Below are 15,505 nucleotides of genomic sequence, written 5' to 3'. Positions count from 1 at the left end.
TTTAAGCTTTCCTACAGAATTCTATAACTCGTTTTCACGCATGAACCGTTCAATCAAGTCAATTTCAAAGCCTTTGTTGTACAAAGCCTGCTTGATTTTGGCTTTTTTACTATAGGCAGGGAGACCCGCATGTTTTCGAACTAAACGTTCACCCAACTTAACTAACTTTTCATATTCGGCCTCCTCGTCAACCTTAAATTCGATTTTCTGGAGTGCTAAATCAATCGTAGCCGAATTAAAGCCCTTATTCATCAAAGTCTGTCGAACTTTGAGTTTCTGTTGTTTAAGGGCGGAATTACTTTGGCGTTTTTGAATTTTGCTGCCGACTTGGACCGCCAGCTCCACTTGGTCTTCGGCAGTGAAAAGAGCAAGGCCCGTTTGGATGTCATTCTCGTAAACCCCTTTTTGACGCAAATGGTTGATTAGATAACGCGGTCCCTTGTCCCCCGTCTTCATCATCGTCCGAACGTAACTCTTGGCATATTCGGCATCATCCAGCAAGTTCAAATCAGTCAGCTTAGCTAACACAGGACCAACAACCTCTTCTGGGAAATCCAGCTTGAAGAGTTTCTTAGCCACCTCATCTTGTGTCCGCAATTGACCCGTTAAGAAATTTAAAGCCTTATTGTAGGCTTCCGCACTCGTCTCATATTCACCAATCTCTTCTAAGAGCGCGCCCGTAATTTCCATCCCTTTACTTAAACGAAAATGGATAAAGGTTTCTTCACTAATGGGAAACGCATATTCACCATTAAGAAAAACATTGTAGCGACCAGCCTTTTTCTGGGCGGTAATCATGGTAATTTTTTTAGTTTCTGCTGAATTAATGTTAATCAGCTCCTTTTTTGCTATACTTTGATAAGAATTAATTGGAAAGAAGGTTACTTAAATATGCCCACTGCTAAAGTAGTTTTTGCCACTATCACTGGTAACAATGAAGATTGCGCCGACATCATCACCGAAGCCCTAGAAGACCTCGGCGTTGAAGTCGATGAAACTGAAATTTCACAAACGGATGCTGCCGAACTAAAAGATTATGACATTAACGTCATTGTTCCTTACACCTACGATGAAGGAGCTCTACCAGAAGAAGGAATGGATTTCTTTGATGACCTCGCTGAACTTGACCTTTCTGATAAAGTCTTTGGAGTAGCTGGTTCTGGAGATACCTTTTACGCTGAATATTATTGCTTAGCGGTCGATAAGTTCAGTGAAGCCATGACTAAAGCCCACGCCATTCAAGGTGCGGAAAATCTTAAAATTAACCTTGCCCCTGAGTCCCAAGAAGATTTAGACCGTTTGGATAATTTTGCAAGTAGCCTAGTGGATAAATTTAACGCCCAATAGCTATTAATAATATAAAGGGAGCTGTGACAGCTGCTAGATAACCGACAAGTTATCGTAGCTTAGTCACAGCTCCTTTATTATATCGAAAACTAATACAATGATTACTGATTTTGCCATTTAGCAATGGCGTCTAGAATTTGTTTCGACGCTGTCCCGTCTCCATACGGATTCTTAGCTTGAGCCATTTGGTTGTAAGCCTCCGCATCATTCAACAACAAGGTCATTTGTTTTTTAACCTCTATTGGATCGGTACCGACTAACTTCAAAGTTCCGGCAGCAACCCCTTCGGGACGTTCTGTCGTATCGCGGAGCACGAGGACTGGTTTGCCGAGGGATGGGGCTTCTTCTTGGACTCCACCGGAATCAGTCATAATCAAATAACTCCGAGCAGCAATGTTATGGAAGTCCAGTACATCTAAAGGAGCAATTAATTTAATTCGAGCGTCATTGCCCAATTCCTCTTCTGCCATCTGTTGAACCTTAGGGTTGAGATGGACAGGGAAAATCACTTCCACATCAGGAGTTTCGTCGACCACTTGGCGGATGGCTTTAAACACTCGTTGCATCGGAGCGCCTTGGTTTTCACGGCGATGCATGGTAACTAAGATAATCCGATGTTCGGCCTTGATTTCATCAAGAACCTCATTTTGGTAATCTTTTTGGACCGTATCATGTAAGGCATCAATCGCCGTATTACCAGTCACAAAAATTTGTTTTTGTGGATGATTTTCCTGAAGCAAGTTCGCTTCACTGGTTGTGGTTGGAGCAAAATAAAGATCTGTTAGCACATCAGTCATTTGGCGGTTCATTTCTTCTGGAAATGGGGAATACTTATTCCAAGTTCGTAAACCAGCCTCCACGTGTCCAACAGGGATTTGGTGATAAAAAGCACTCAAGCCTGCTGAGAAAGTTGTCGTCGTGTCTCCATGTACCAAAATTAAATCCGGGCGATCGTGATTTAAAATTTCGTCCATGCCGGATAAGACCTTACTTGTAATGCTACTCAAAGTTTGACCCTTTTCCATGATGTTCAAATCATAATCTGGTTTAATCTGGAAAATTTGTAAAACTTGGTCGAGCATTTCACGGTGCTGACCAGTCACCACCGTGATGGGTTCAAACCGGTCGTCGTTTTTCATGGCTTTGACCACTGGTGCCATCTTAATGGCTTCTGGTCGTGTGCCAAAGATACTCATTACTTTAATCTGCTTCATTTTATAGCCACCCTTCAACTTCTAAGAATATTATATCAGCATTCCTGCATAAAATATGCTAGGATAGTAAAAAAATAAGGAGGTTTTCCCAGTATGAATGACAGCGAACTTGAAAAAAATTTAAAGAAGTATGCCCAATTAATCACCCGTGTTGGTGTGAATGTTCAAGAAGGACAAACGATTATCCTATATGCTTCCGTAACGCAAAAACATCTAGCCAACCTGATTACCGCCGAAGCCTATGCTTTAGGAGTCGCAGACGTAATTTTAGAATGGAGCGATATTGAAACTACTCGCCAATTCTTAATGCATGCGTCTGAAGCACGGATTGGTCAAGTTTTTGATTACGAAAAAGATAAATGGCAATTCTTAGCTGACCAACGCGTGTCGCGCATCAGTTTGATTAGTGATGACCCTAATGCCCTCGCCGAGGTTCCTAGTAAACGCATCGCTGCTTATCAAGCTGCCCAAGGTTTAGCTAAGCGCCCAATCATGCAAGTCACTACTAACAACGATATTAGCTGGCTGGTGGTGGCCGCCGCTGATCCTAAGTGGGCTGAATTGGTCTTTCCAAAATTAAAGGGCGCTGAGGCCGTCCAAGCTTTATGGCAAGCCATCTTCAAAACCACGCTGGTCGATCAAGCGGACCCGGTTGCAGCTTGGCAAAATAAAATTGCGGACCTTGCTCACCATGCGGATTGGCTTAATCAACAAGCTTTCGCTGCCTTGCATTACCAGGCCCCTGGAACCGATCTTACTGTAGGTTTACCTAAAGGTCATATCTGGGTCGCCGCTGATGCAAAGGATGCAGCTGGGAACACCTTCGTCGCTAATATTCCTACAGAAGAAGTTTTCACTGCCCCAGATAATCTCCACATCGACGGTACCGTCACTTCGACGAAACCGCTAAGCTATGGAGGCACGATTATTGAGGGAATTCACCTCACTTTTGAACGGGGTAAGGTAATTAAAGCTGCCGCTGATCGTGGTGAAGAAGTACTCTTACACCTCCTCCAAACCGACGATGGTGCGAAATCACTCGGTGAAATCTCTTTGGTTCCCGATGATTCACCAATCTCACAATCAAATACAATTTTCTTCAACACCCTTTTTGATGAAAATGCTTCTGACCACATGGCGTTGGGAGAAGCTTATCCATTTACCATCGAAAACGGAAGTTCGATGACTCCAGATGAATTACAACGTCATGGCATGAATATCAGTCAGACCCACGTTGATTTCATGGTTGGCTCGGATCAAATGCACATTGATGGAATTAAACCCGACGGTAGCATCGTTCCGGTTTTCCGAAATGGTAACTGGGCTAAATAATAATAATTAATTAAAAAAAGGCATCGGTCGCAAATTGCGATTGATGCCTTTTTTTCTGGTTAACCCAGTATAAGCGCAAACCTTTAGTTCAGATTTGCGCTTAAGTTGAGTTATTTTTTTAGATTTTGGTGTTGGAGATGTGTGAGCAAAACCGGGTTGGTTTCATCCACACTCTTTTTTCTGAAACCTGTTCCCGAAACCTGCCTTCTCCGGTTAACCTAATGCAGACACAAATCCATAGCCCGGATTTATATCTCCATCATGTTAATCCTCAAAGCCAACCCGGTTTCGCTCACACTCTTTTTTTATTTGAAACCTGTTCCTGAAACCTAACCTCTCCGGTTAACCTAATATCGACACAAATCCCTAACCCAGATTTATGTCGATATCATGTTAATCCTCAAGGTCAGTCCGGTTTCATCCACACTCTTTTTTACAATACATCACCATTAAAAATCGAATTCTTCACAATCACATAATCGACCTTACGGATGGCTTCCAAATCTCTACCACCCGCATAGGAAATCGATGATTGGAGATCTTCACGCATTGCTTGGAGTGTATCACGTAAATGTCCACGTTGATGGATCCAAATCTTCTTACCTTCAACGTTTTTAGCTTCACCCTTTTGGTATTGCGAAGCACTACCGAAGTATTCTTTATACTTCACGCCATCTTCCACCTTAGTTTCACCTGGTGATTCGATATGTCCGGCAAATAATGAACCAATCATCACCATAGTTGCACCAAACCGAATTGATTTAGCAATATCACCATGAGTTCGGATTCCTCCATCAGCGATTAATGGTTTACGAGCCACTTTGGCACACCAACGGAGAGCTGATAATTGCCAACCACCAGTTCCAAAACCGGTCTTAATTTTAGTAATACATACTTTACCAGGTCCAATTCCGACTTTAGTTGCATCGGCACCAGCATTTTCCAGTTCACGGACTCCTTCTGGTGTTCCAACGTTTCCTGCAATCACGAAGGCAGCTGGTAATTTTTCTTTAATGTAGTGGATCATGTCGATTACACTTTGAGCATGACCATGAGCCACGTCGATGGTAATGTAATCGGGAGTAAGATTTTCTTCAGCAAGTTGATCAATTAGTGCATATTCATCGTCTTTAACCCCAACACTAATTGAACTGATCAAGCCTTTGTCTTTCATCTTTTTAACAAAGTCCATTCTTCTTTCAGGTTCAAAACGATGCATAATGTAGAAGTATCCATCCTCAGCTAACTTTTCAGCAATCTCTTCATTGATGATAGTTTGCATATTAGCTGGAACCACGGGTAGTTTAAAACGATGTTCTCCCAAGACCACTGTAGGATCACATTCGGTTCTACTACGGACGATACATTTTGCTGGAATTAATTGGATGTCTTCATAGTCAAATACTTTCATTTTTGTCCCCTCGAAGTGCATAAATTTGGTGTACTTTTGTTACCACGAAATAATATACACTAACTTTAAATATAAAACAAGCATTTAATGTTCGTTTTCTTCTTTGTATCAGCACAACCAAAGTCCTAAAAAGACCGTATCAATTCAATTTTAACGAAAGATAACCCATAAAACGTTATAAAAAGGCTCATCCACTGCTTTACATCGTTAAAAAATCGTGCGAAAATAAACTAGTTAAGTCTCCGTGGCTCAACTGGATAGAGCAATCGCCTCCTAAGCGATAGGTTGCGAGTTCGATTCTCGCCGGGGACATTTGAATACAGACAGAAGTGTTGATAATACTGGGATTCGTTAATCATATGCGAACCAAAACAAAAAAATCACCCAATCTTAATTAGATTGGGTGATTTTTTCATATCAAATTAAACTAAAAAGCCATCTAGCCCAACAACATTGGATCAAATGGCTTTTCGGTTAGGACTGTAAAAAAGAATTTCCTAATTTCTATCGATGTAGTCGGCGTCGACCTCTAAATTAGAAGTCTAATCCAGCTACCTGTACTCTAAGTCAAAAAATTATTTGTTTTCTTTAGCTTTGTTGATGTCTTCTTCTTTTAGTTCTTCGTATTTAACTCCTGTGACTTTTTCCATACCATCACGAGTTACAACTAACTGCTTACCGAACTTACGGATAGTGCCTTCCGGAAAGCGCTTTGGATATTTGTTATAAATTGTGCGAACATAATCCTTTTGCTTGCCCCACATCAAGCTAGCTTCGCGACTGCCAATCAGTTCATCAGAGTTAAGATCAATCTTTTTTGACATTGTCATTCCCCTTTTCTCTATCAATAATATTACAATATACCGTTGGATATGCTTACAATATTTATAATAGCAAAAGCAACTATAAAATACTTATCAAAAGCCTCATACATCATTAAGTTTAGATAAACTTAATAATGTACAGATAATTCCTTATACGTCTTTAATGTAGTATTTTTATTGTACACAATCTAACTTCATGTATTTTATCATAAACAACCCTTTTTTGCTTACAAAAATAATACATCTTAACAAAAAACTCTAAAATTGGCGGTTAAGTTACGCCAAATTTTAGAGTTTTCCTAACCCTATTTTTTCTTAGCTTCACTCATTCGAACGACTACCCGTCCGTGAAGATCATGCAACTCCTCCGAGCGTGGATTAGAAACGCTGTTCGGATCAATTTCAATTAAAATTGAGTTTTCATAAACTTTACCCACGGTTCCTTCGAAACCAGTTGGTAGCAAATCGGTCTTTGCTACGGTAACTTCGTCACCAACATCAAATGGTTTTTTTTCTTCTTTTACTGCTTCTGACTCTGCTGCCATGATTCTATCTCCTTAGTTTTCCTTAATTTCCTGCATTGATATTAGCTGCTTCCACACTACTATCACTAGTGTTAGCACTGCTTGCAGACAGGGCTGCGGTGCCCGTCTTTTCGTGTTCTAAACTTAATCCATTGCGAATAAAGTTAGTTACCCGTTGTAATTCGGTGTTTGAAACAATTTCCATGGATTGACCATTAACCATCTGCCCATCCCCTTGAGCATGGGTTTCTTCAATGCTACCGGTCGATGAACGATAGTTTTTAGCCAAGTCGACTAGATCGTTAAAGGTAAAGTCGGTCTTAGTTTCATTAGAAATTGAATCTATAAAATCTTTGTTTAATAAGCTTGATACAGAACTGCTCTTGCTGATGATAGCAGTTAACACTGCCCGTTGTCTAGTCTGACGTCCATAGTCATTTTGAGGATCATCGTAGCGCATTCTTGAATAAGCCAAGGCTTTCTTCCCGTTCATATGGGTTTTAACCCCTTTAGTAAAGGTATATCCATCATACGTAAAGCTCAAAGTTGGCGTGATATCTACTCCACCAGCTTCGTCAACAACTTTTTCCATACCACCCATGTTAACTAAAACATAGAAATCAATCGGAACGTTGAACACTTGTTGGACAGTTTTAATCGCCGTTCCAGCTTGACCAAAGGCGTAAGCAGCATTGATCTTAGAAGGTGACTTCGATTCATAACCTGGGATAGTAACACCTAAATCACGCGGAATACTAGTAATCGTGGTCTTTTTAGTCTTCGGATTAATGGTTACCACCATCATACTATCCGTCCGTCCCTTATATGAACGACCTAAAGCCCCCGTGTCAGTTCCCATTAATAAAATCGAAATGGGCTTCTTACCATTTAACAAACTATTTGTATTACGTTGTTTTTTAATTCCTGCACTACTATAGGTGTTATCCACGGCATTCTTCACATTTTGATACTTCCGAAAACCGTAGACCCCTCCTCCAAGTAAAATAACTGCTAGAACGATTAAAATCGTGTTTCGCACAGTATGCGATTTTTTTGTATGTTCTCTACGCATAAAAATATACCCACCTTTCAACAGTGACTATATTACACTATTTAGGCCTTTTTTTAACTATAAAAAATATAATTAACCAAAATTCAATAAATTTATAACTCTTTCTTAACGCGTCGCATTCCTTTACGCTTAGAATGTTTCTTTTTACCCTTCTTCTTGGGGGTTGCCGGAGGGTTATCAAATTGCTTTTGACTCTTTGCTTTAGAGTTTTTAGGAGCCTCAGCTCCAGCTTGTGATTTTTGTTCAGGAGCTGATTTTTTGGTTAAAGTAGCCTTGATTGATGGTGTTTTAGGTGCTTCAACGTATTCACTAGCCAAAATGATTTTCCGGTTTTGGATGGCTAATTTTTCAGCCTCAATTCCCAATTCCTTTGTCATCTTTCGTAAGTCCCGAATATCATGATCATTTCCCAGACTGATGACATACCCATCTTGCCCCATCCGACCAGTCCGCCCCACGCGATGCGTATAGGTAGTAGCGTTGTGAGGAATATCGTAATTAATCACCGCTGGTAAACGATCGATGTCTAAGCCTCGAGCCGCTACATCAGTTACCATTAATAGTGACAATTCTTTTTTCTTAAAACGTCGCATGGCTGCTGCACGATCAATTTGGACTTGATGTCCCGCAATTTTACCGACATCTACGCCTTCATGCTTCAATAAAGCCGCTGTCTTTTCCATCGTCGAAACGTGGTTAAAAAAGACCAGACCTTGGAAGTTTTTAACTCGACTAAGTTGTTTTAAAATACGCGCTTTCATCTTTTCAGGCACTTCAATCCAACCATGTTGAACGTGACCGCGAGTGTTGTCTTCAGCACGGACGTCTACCACTTGTGGATGCACATCAAACCAAGCTTCCAAATCATCTAGCGCTAGGTCGTTAGTAGCGGAGAAGAAACTTAATTGCACATCAGCTAGGAGTTGATCTTCAATTTGGCGGGTTCCTTCAAGGTTTTCACCGGTTAGAAGTTCATCGGCTTCATCAATGACCAAGCTTTGAATTTCACTCACTTTTAAGCGACGTTCATTGATCAACGTTAAAACTCGACCAGGAGTACCGACCACGATTTCTGGTTTCTTCTTCAAGCGTTCGATTTGACGTTGGACGTTGGCACCCCCTGTAATCGAAGTGACCCGAAGTCCAATCAAAGCTGCCCATTCGCGGAAAACATCCGTCGTCTGAATGGCAAGTTCTTGTGATGGAGATAGTACTAATAATTGAGTTCCATCGCCAGGCGTGATTTTTTCCATCAACGGCAAGGCAAATGCGAGGGTCTTTCCCGAACCAGTGGGTGATAGTCCGAGCACCGATTCCCCATTTCGAAGGGGTTCAGCGACTTTTTGTTGAATCAAAGTCGGTTCTGCAAAACCCTTTTCGTTAAAATGCTTTTTAAATAAATCATTCATTAATGTTTAGTCCTCTTCTTTTTCATTGGTAAAATATATCTTACCATTTTGACGGAGATTATATAGTAGTTTATTTACATTTCGACTTATTTCTAGCCAATTTTGATAATCGGTGGCGTTTTTTTCATTTTCCCGATCATTAATAATGCGCGCAAAGTCCCGTGCTTCTGCAATCATTGGATTGTCATCTGGTGTTTCACTAATCACCGTTCGTTGACCTTGAGCGTCAATATATTCAACTTGATTGAGCTCGGCCGCATTATCCATGACGATACTGTCCTTAACGCCATAAATTTCAGACGCAAGTTCTGAATTAACGTTCTTCCCAATATTTAAAGTTACATCAAATTCGGGATAGCGTAGGATGGCAACGCCCTTACCATCAGCTCCTGTCCGCAACTTTTGGGCGAAGTAAGCCACTTCTTCCGGCATCCCAAACCAAGCTACTGCATCGTACGCAAGGTAAACACCTAAGTCTTGGAGAGCTCCACCAGCAAATTTCAATGAGAAAATGTTTGGTTCGTTGCCAGCGAGGTAGCTATCATAACGGCTGGAATATTTAGCATAGGTTAACGTAGCCCCTTGGATTAATTCCAACTCGCCGACTTGTTTTTGAATGGCTTGGAAATTAGGTTCATGTAAGTGCCGAGCCGCTTCAAATAAACGAGCTTTTGGATGGGCTTCTAGAGTTTGATAGAGTTCTTCCCATTCCGTTGGATTAGCGACGATTGGCTTTTCTACTACCGCAGCTTTGTCCGCTGCCAAGACTTGTTGGGCTTGTTGAAAATGCAAACTGTTTGGCGAAGCAATGTAAACGGCATCAATTTCGGGGTCGTTAGCTAAGTCTTCAATCTGATCGTAGAACTTAGTAGCACCATTCTTTTCACCAAATGATTTTGCTTTTTCAATGGTCCGTGAATATACCCCAACTAGCTTCCATTCGTTGGTAGCGTGAGCAGCGTCAACGTATTGTTGTGTAATCCAATTAGTACCAATAATTCCAAATTTAATCATGGTAGTTCCTCCTTTTAATTTCATACTTCTATTTTACCTTAAAACTACAGTATTACGGAATTATTTCACTTTAATTCATTTTATTAACAACTCCTAAAAACAGAGTCTTTTCGCTACTTCCCCGGTTTAATTAATGGTATATTTAAACGGAAGATTGAGAGAGGGAGTTGAAGCGATGAACTGGCAAAAAAATGCGTTCGGTGAACTATTTTCATTCATTGGACTTGATTCAAAAAAACCGGCTAAGGATCCTAAAGGTGTGAGTCCATTTTTTTTTGCTGGGACATGGTTGTATCACGATCAAACTACTAATCGGGAGCATGAATTAGACATCCGTCCTAACTATGATGTCTATTTGGATGGCAAATTGCTCAAGACCGTCGTGGAAGCTCTAGATGATTATGGAATTACCTTTATCGACCGTTTTGGCTATCATTTAATAATTAAAGCGAATGATTATCGTCCCATCAGCATTTATGACGAAGCGAATAATGAAACCTATGCCATTATTGAATCTAAAAAAAATAAAGAGTTGTGAGTAACCCCGTTCGGTTACCCACAACTCTTTTTAGTTAGTCTGTTCATTCCAAGTCTTTTGTGAACCATTAAAATAGGAGACGGGAAGTTCCAAATCACTATGATCATTTTTAAATTTTTGTTCCGCATCGTATTCGACAAATTGAACCCGCCGATTGTGTTTTTTAATCTGGGGTTCTTCTAGCCAAAACTTACTTTGTTTAATGTAAGTAGGATCTAGCTGTCGTTTGATGACCGGCGTCGTCTTAATCACAACCGCCTGTCCATAGTAATTAGCTAGCAATTTAACCAAGTCAGCTAAATCGGGACCCGCCTTTTTCCAATCAACCCGCTTAGCATTATAATCCCCATAGTAACTCACTCGAATCACTACGGGCAGCTGTCCCGTATTACTCTTGACCTTTTGACTAATAAAACGCAGTTGGGCTTTGGGACGCTTTTGGAAACTAAAGTTATGCACAATACCAACCTTAAGATCAGTCGATTGAATCCGACTATAATTTGTATTGAAACTATCATCAAAGTAAGTCGCCCCGGTCGTGGCATTGAGATACACAAATGAAATGTGCTGCTTTTGTAAGGAATTAAAATCGATAATGCCATTTTCCTGATCAATCACACAGCCATGAACGGGATACGGCGCTAGCGCCAACCGTGCCCCGCGTTGTTGGTTTTTAACTACCCAGACGCCAGCCGTGGCTAGTAGCACCACGAGCAGAAAAGCTCCTAAAATTATTCGTCGACGGTGATGGACAAATCGCATATTAAATTTAGGCCGATACTTAGCATGTCTTTTACGCTCCATGGGCTACCTCCTTTTTGAATATTGTACTCTAATCTAATCCAATATTCGAATCGGTTTAACTCGGTAGCCTACTACTAGTTAGTTAGCGTAGAATTGATCAAAAGCTTTTTGCATATCAACTGGGACATTCGCCCAAACGGCTTGAGGAGTAATGACGGACGTTCCTTGGGCCCGCACAATTGAAAATTGATCAAAGCCCATAATTTCTTCAAACATTTTTTGGAGATAGAAATGAGAAAATTCCAAAGGTGTATAGCGATCGTGGTTCGTATAGATAGAGCCGCTAGCTTGAAGCAAGAGCACCCGATAATCATCGGTCATCAATCCCACAGATCCGTCTTCGGTGTATTTAAAGGTTTCCCGGGCAATCATAATATTATCCATGTAGTCTTTCATGCGGGACGTGACGTTAAAGTTATGGAGCGGTGCCACAATCACAATCCGGTGATGTTCCTTGAATTGAGCCAGTAAGTGCGCTGATTGATCGGCAACTGCTTGTTCAGTAGCTGATAGTGGTTCTCCTGCGATTTGTTTTTGCCAAACATCCATAAGTTGGCCTTTTTCAATGCGAGGGACCTCGATATCATAAAGGTTTAAAAGTGTTAGTTGGTCAGCGGGAAAACGTTCTTGAAATTTCTCCATAAATATCTTTTGGAGCTTAATGGAGTAATGTTCCTCGTTAGTAAAATCTGGATGGGTGTTAATAATCAATGTTTTCATCTTTAAAATCTCCCTTTTCACTTCGTTAAACCGAGTATATAATAAAAAGGCGCCAAAACATGGCACCTTTTAAATAGGAGATTAGCAATTGAAAAAATCAGAACGTTTAAACCAAGAATTAATCTTTCTCAGAGACAAGTATTCCTTTCAACTAAAGGACCTTATCGCTGAGTTTGACATATCTAAACGGACGGCCTTACGCGATATTCAAGAATTAGAAGCAATGGGCTTAGCCTACTATACCGAACCGGGACGCAACGGAGGTTACCGCTTATTGAATCAATCCAACCTCATCCCAATTTATTTTAATAAGAAGGAAGTCCAAGCCATCTTCTTTGCCTTAAAGGCTTTGCGAGTACTTTCTGTCACTCCTTTTGACGAATCTTATGCTCGGATTCAACAAAAACTATTTGCGACAATGTCTCCAGAAAATCAGCAGGATATTTCCAACCTTGAAATCATTCTGAATGCCATCTTAGAAGAACAGGTTATCCAAATTCACTACACCCAATACGAAGACGTCCACATTCAGCTCCAAATCTACGAACTCTTCTATCGTAATGGAATTTGGTTTACGAGTGCGTATAATCCGGACACCCAGCGCTGGGGCACTTACCGGTGTGATTATATGCATGATTTAAAGATAAATCCGACTAAGACCCCTACCTTAACGCTGGCAGAACTCAAAGCTTTACAGGACCAGTATGAAAGCACCTACCATAACATTCCATTCAAATGCCGGTTAACGCCCTTTGGTAAAGAGCTTTTCTTAAAACATAGTTACCCCAACATGCACTTAGAAATGATTGACGATGTGCCTTACATCGTAGGTGGCTACAATCGAGCTGAATTGGACTATATGACCCACTACCTAGTTTCCTTTGGTAAACACCTGACGATTGAAGCACCCGAACAGCTTAAGACCAGCTACTTAAAGCGACTACAAGCCATGTTAGCTAAATATTAAATCCACCTTTCAGCTAGAAAGGTGATTTATTTGTTAGATAATTACCACTCCTGAGCAAAATTATTTATAATAGTAAAATAAGTCTTAAAGCATATAGAGGAAAGAATTTATGAATAAAAACGAACATACCCACCTGCAAAAGAACATCGGGCTCTTTGCAGCCTTTTCGACCGTGATGGGGACGGTGATTGGAGCGGGAGTCTTTTTCAAGGTTTCTAGTGTAACGGCTAGCACGCAATCCGCGGGACTAAGCCTGTTAGCTTGGCTAGCTGGTGGTCTACTAACGATTTGTGCCGGACTGACCAGTGCCGAATTAGCTTCGGCGATTCCGGTTACCGGGGGCGCCATTAAATACCTTGAAGTCACTTATGGGAAACTAACTGGTTTTCTATTAGGTTGGGCGCAGACCTTAATTTACTTCCCCGCTAACATTGCTGCCCTTTCCATTATTTTTGGAACGCAATTTACGAACCTCTTTCATTTGAAAGCTGGACTAATCTTACCAATTGCGGTCATCTGTGGCGCCTCAATTACGGGAATTAATTTACTAGGTACCAAGCACGGTGCACGTCTCCAATCGGTGGCCTTGATTGCCAAGTTAATTCCGATTGTAGTGATTATTGCCTTTGGACTTTTTGCTCCAAGCAATGTCCATCTTAGCTTGATTCCGGAACATTTTACGACTTCTCAAACTTTAACCGGTTTTAGTGGCGGATTGTTATCAACCCTTTTTGCCTATGATGGTTGGTTAGGAATTGGCGCAATTGCTGGAGAAATGAAGAATCCTAAACGAGACTTGCCCCTTGCGATTGGTTTGGGACTAACTGGCATCATGGTCGTCTATCTTGGCATTAACCTGGTCTTTTTGAAGACCCTCCCAATCAGCGATTTAGCGGGCAATCTAAATGCAGCTTCTACCGCTGCTGGACAGCTCTTTGGTAACGTCGGTGGAAAACTAGTGACCATTGGAATCTTAATCTCCGTTTATGGAGCTTTGAATGGTTATACGATGACCGGAATGCGCATCCCCTACGCCATGGCTAAAGAAGATTCTCTGCCAATGAGTAATCATCTAAGTAAATTATCACGCACAGCGGTCCCTTACGTGGCTGGAATCGTCCAATTAGTAATCGCTGGACTAATGATGATTGTCGGTTCCTTTGACCTGTTGACCGACATGTTAATCTTTGTCATGTGGATCTTTAACGTTTTGATTTTCTATGCGGTCATTAAGCTACGTCGCACGCAACCAGATTTAGTGCGACCATATAAAGTCCCCCTCTATCCATTTTTACCAGTGGTTGCCATTCTGGGTGGAATTTTCGTCTTAGTCACGACGATTATCGACCAACCGATACTGGCCACGACCGGAATAGTTATAACTTTATTAGGAATTCCAGTTTACCTTGTAACCAAGCGCAAATCATCATAAGATAGATGGTAAATCTTTAAGGAGGAGACTACTTATGTTCGTAATTAAATATCTACCGTTTCTCGGTCTCTCCCTGTTGATCGTGATTGGTTGTTTAGTGGCATTTGAGCGACGTCCAAGTGTTAAAAGAGCAATTGTATATGGAAGTCTAGCAATTTATCTAGTATGTGTGGCATGGCTATTATTTACACCAGGACAATATTTCATCGACCCTTACTACTATGATGTGCGCTACTTCTATTGGCATCATGCTAAAATCATTTATATTCCGTCAGCCTTACGTTCGATGGGTTCATTCATGAACATCGTGATGACGATTCCAGCAGGAGTTTATCTAGGAATCCTTTTCCATAAACATCTGAATTGGTTCCTCGTAGTGATAGCGGCTGGAATGACCGGCTTGTTCAATGAAGGGATGCAGTTAGTACTCGACGTGTTGATCAACATTCAAAGAACCGTTGATATCACTGATGTCATCACTAATGCTTGCGGAGTCATTGCTGGTTACATTCTCTTTTCAGCGTTTGTTAAACCATTAATGCAAGATAAAAATTAAAAAACTAGTGGAGAGGAAAATTCCTTTTCACTAGTTTTTTTATATACAAAAGTGATTCTAATCCTCTGTAATAATCCAACCGTCAAGATCAAAGCTAAGACGGTGATAAAATATACTTACCCGCATGAAAGGGATATCGCTTATTACCTGAAACAAGATAAAAATCACTATATAAGATACCGTGTTACTCCAATCTTTAAAGGTAACAATCTTTTAGCTCAAGGATTCAAATGGAAACTCAGTCAGTTGGAGATAATTCTATTAAATTTAATGTTCAAGATGATATTAAGTAAAACTATTTGAATGGAACTAGCAAGTTAAAATAAAAAACACTTAATTTC

The 15,505-nt window shown here is 40.8% G+C and carries 16 protein-coding genes, 1 tRNA gene and 1 pseudogene; 8 read left to right on the top strand and 10 right to left on the bottom strand.

Going from position 1 to position 15,505, the window contains the following annotated elements; all coding sequences use genetic code 11:
* Nucleotides 1-21: 21 nt before the first annotated feature.
* Entirely contained in the window at nt 22-798 is a 777-nt protein-coding gene (gene recX, locus IV86_RS07690; RefSeq protein WP_002833913.1) for a recombination regulator RecX, read from the bottom strand.
* Nucleotides 799-891: 93 nt separating this feature from the next.
* Here recX and IV86_RS07685 point away from each other — a divergent pair, with 93 nt between their 5' ends.
* Nucleotides 892-1,347, top strand: a complete 456-nt coding sequence (locus IV86_RS07685) for a flavodoxin (protein WP_002833914.1) — start codon at nt 892-894, stop codon at nt 1,345-1,347.
* 101 nt (nt 1,348-1,448) lie between these two features.
* On the opposite strand, the gene wecB is transcribed toward IV86_RS07685, so the two are convergent.
* Nucleotides 1,449-2,561 (bottom strand): non-hydrolyzing UDP-N-acetylglucosamine 2-epimerase, encoded by a 1,113-nt coding sequence (gene wecB / locus IV86_RS07680; RefSeq protein ID WP_002833915.1) that lies wholly within the window; start codon nt 2,559-2,561, stop codon nt 1,449-1,451.
* A 93-nt stretch (nt 2,562-2,654) separates the two neighbouring features.
* On the opposite strand from wecB, the gene IV86_RS07675 reads away from it, so the two are divergent.
* Complete coding sequence (locus IV86_RS07675; protein ID WP_002833917.1) at nt 2,655-3,893, top strand: aminopeptidase; 1,239 nt, start codon at nt 2,655-2,657, stop codon at nt 3,891-3,893.
* Nucleotides 3,894-4,326: 433 nt separating this feature from the next.
* Here IV86_RS07675 and IV86_RS07670 read toward each other — a convergent pair whose 3' ends face one another.
* On the bottom strand, nt 4,327-5,304 hold the full coding sequence (locus IV86_RS07670; protein ID WP_002833918.1) for a GMP reductase: 978 nt from the start codon (nt 5,302-5,304) through the stop codon (nt 4,327-4,329).
* Nucleotides 5,305-5,542: 238 nt separating this feature from the next.
* Here IV86_RS07670 and IV86_RS07665 point away from each other — a divergent pair.
* A tRNA-Arg gene (locus tag IV86_RS07665) sits at nt 5,543-5,616 on the top strand.
* A 263-nt stretch (nt 5,617-5,879) separates the two neighbouring features.
* Here IV86_RS07665 and IV86_RS07660 read toward each other — a convergent pair.
* From IV86_RS07660 to IV86_RS07640, 5 genes are all read right to left on the bottom strand, one after another.
* A complete protein-coding gene (locus tag IV86_RS07660) occupies nt 5,880-6,134 on the bottom strand; it encodes a helix-turn-helix domain-containing protein (RefSeq protein ID WP_029257834.1) in 255 nt (84 codons plus the stop codon).
* A 299-nt stretch (nt 6,135-6,433) separates the two neighbouring features.
* Complete coding sequence (locus IV86_RS07655; protein WP_002833920.1) at nt 6,434-6,673, bottom strand: hypothetical protein; 240 nt, start codon at nt 6,671-6,673, stop codon at nt 6,434-6,436.
* Between the two features lie 22 nt (nt 6,674-6,695).
* Complete coding sequence (locus IV86_RS07650) at nt 6,696-7,724, bottom strand: LCP family glycopolymer transferase (protein WP_011673176.1); 1,029 nt, start codon at nt 7,722-7,724, stop codon at nt 6,696-6,698.
* Nucleotides 7,725-7,816: 92 nt separating this feature from the next.
* The gene (locus IV86_RS07645) at nt 7,817-9,133 is read right to left on the bottom strand and encodes a DEAD/DEAH box helicase (protein WP_002833922.1); all 1,317 of its coding nucleotides are present in this window, start codon (nt 9,131-9,133) and stop codon (nt 7,817-7,819) included.
* A gap of 6 nt (nt 9,134-9,139) precedes the next feature.
* Complete coding sequence (locus tag IV86_RS07640) at nt 9,140-10,147, bottom strand: Gfo/Idh/MocA family protein (RefSeq protein ID WP_056979517.1); 1,008 nt, start codon at nt 10,145-10,147, stop codon at nt 9,140-9,142.
* A 175-nt stretch (nt 10,148-10,322) separates the two neighbouring features.
* On the opposite strand from IV86_RS07640, the gene IV86_RS07635 reads away from it, so the two are divergent.
* Nucleotides 10,323-10,685, top strand: a complete 363-nt coding sequence (locus tag IV86_RS07635; RefSeq protein WP_002833925.1) for a DUF4828 domain-containing protein — start codon at nt 10,323-10,325, stop codon at nt 10,683-10,685.
* Nucleotides 10,686-10,715: 30 nt separating this feature from the next.
* Here the strand turns inward: IV86_RS07635 and IV86_RS07630 are convergent, their stop codons facing one another.
* Together IV86_RS07630 and IV86_RS07625 are read right to left on the bottom strand one after the other, a co-directional pair.
* The gene (locus IV86_RS07630) at nt 10,716-11,489 is read right to left on the bottom strand and encodes a GH25 family lysozyme (RefSeq protein ID WP_056979516.1); all 774 of its coding nucleotides are present in this window, start codon (nt 11,487-11,489) and stop codon (nt 10,716-10,718) included.
* 78 nt (nt 11,490-11,567) lie between these two features.
* Nucleotides 11,568-12,209 (bottom strand): FMN-dependent NADH-azoreductase, encoded by a 642-nt coding sequence (locus tag IV86_RS07625; RefSeq protein WP_056979515.1) that lies wholly within the window; start codon nt 12,207-12,209, stop codon nt 11,568-11,570.
* Between the two features lie 88 nt (nt 12,210-12,297).
* Between IV86_RS07625 and IV86_RS07620 the strand changes: the two genes are divergently transcribed.
* The 4 genes and pseudogenes from IV86_RS07620 to IV86_RS08640 form a co-directional block, all read left to right on the top strand.
* Complete coding sequence (locus tag IV86_RS07620) at nt 12,298-13,176, top strand: helix-turn-helix transcriptional regulator (RefSeq protein WP_056979514.1); 879 nt, start codon at nt 12,298-12,300, stop codon at nt 13,174-13,176.
* Between the two features lie 109 nt (nt 13,177-13,285).
* The gene (locus tag IV86_RS07615; RefSeq protein WP_056979513.1) at nt 13,286-14,608 is read left to right on the top strand and encodes an APC family permease; all 1,323 of its coding nucleotides are present in this window, start codon (nt 13,286-13,288) and stop codon (nt 14,606-14,608) included.
* 34 nt (nt 14,609-14,642) lie between these two features.
* The gene (locus IV86_RS07610) at nt 14,643-15,164 is read left to right on the top strand and encodes a VanZ family protein (protein WP_036673118.1); all 522 of its coding nucleotides are present in this window, start codon (nt 14,643-14,645) and stop codon (nt 15,162-15,164) included.
* A gap of 123 nt (nt 15,165-15,287) precedes the next feature.
* Nucleotides 15,288-15,457, top strand: a pseudogene (locus tag IV86_RS08640) (DNA/RNA non-specific endonuclease); the annotation flags it as partial.
* Nucleotides 15,458-15,505 lie beyond the last annotated feature (48 nt).

Origin of the sequence: Pediococcus pentosaceus (assembly GCF_001437285.1) — a bacterium.
In the GTDB taxonomy this organism is placed as follows: domain Bacteria; phylum Bacillota; class Bacilli; order Lactobacillales; family Lactobacillaceae; genus Pediococcus; species Pediococcus pentosaceus.
Note: the sequence above shows the minus strand (reverse complement) of the source record. Positions and strands in the feature narration are given on the sequence as shown.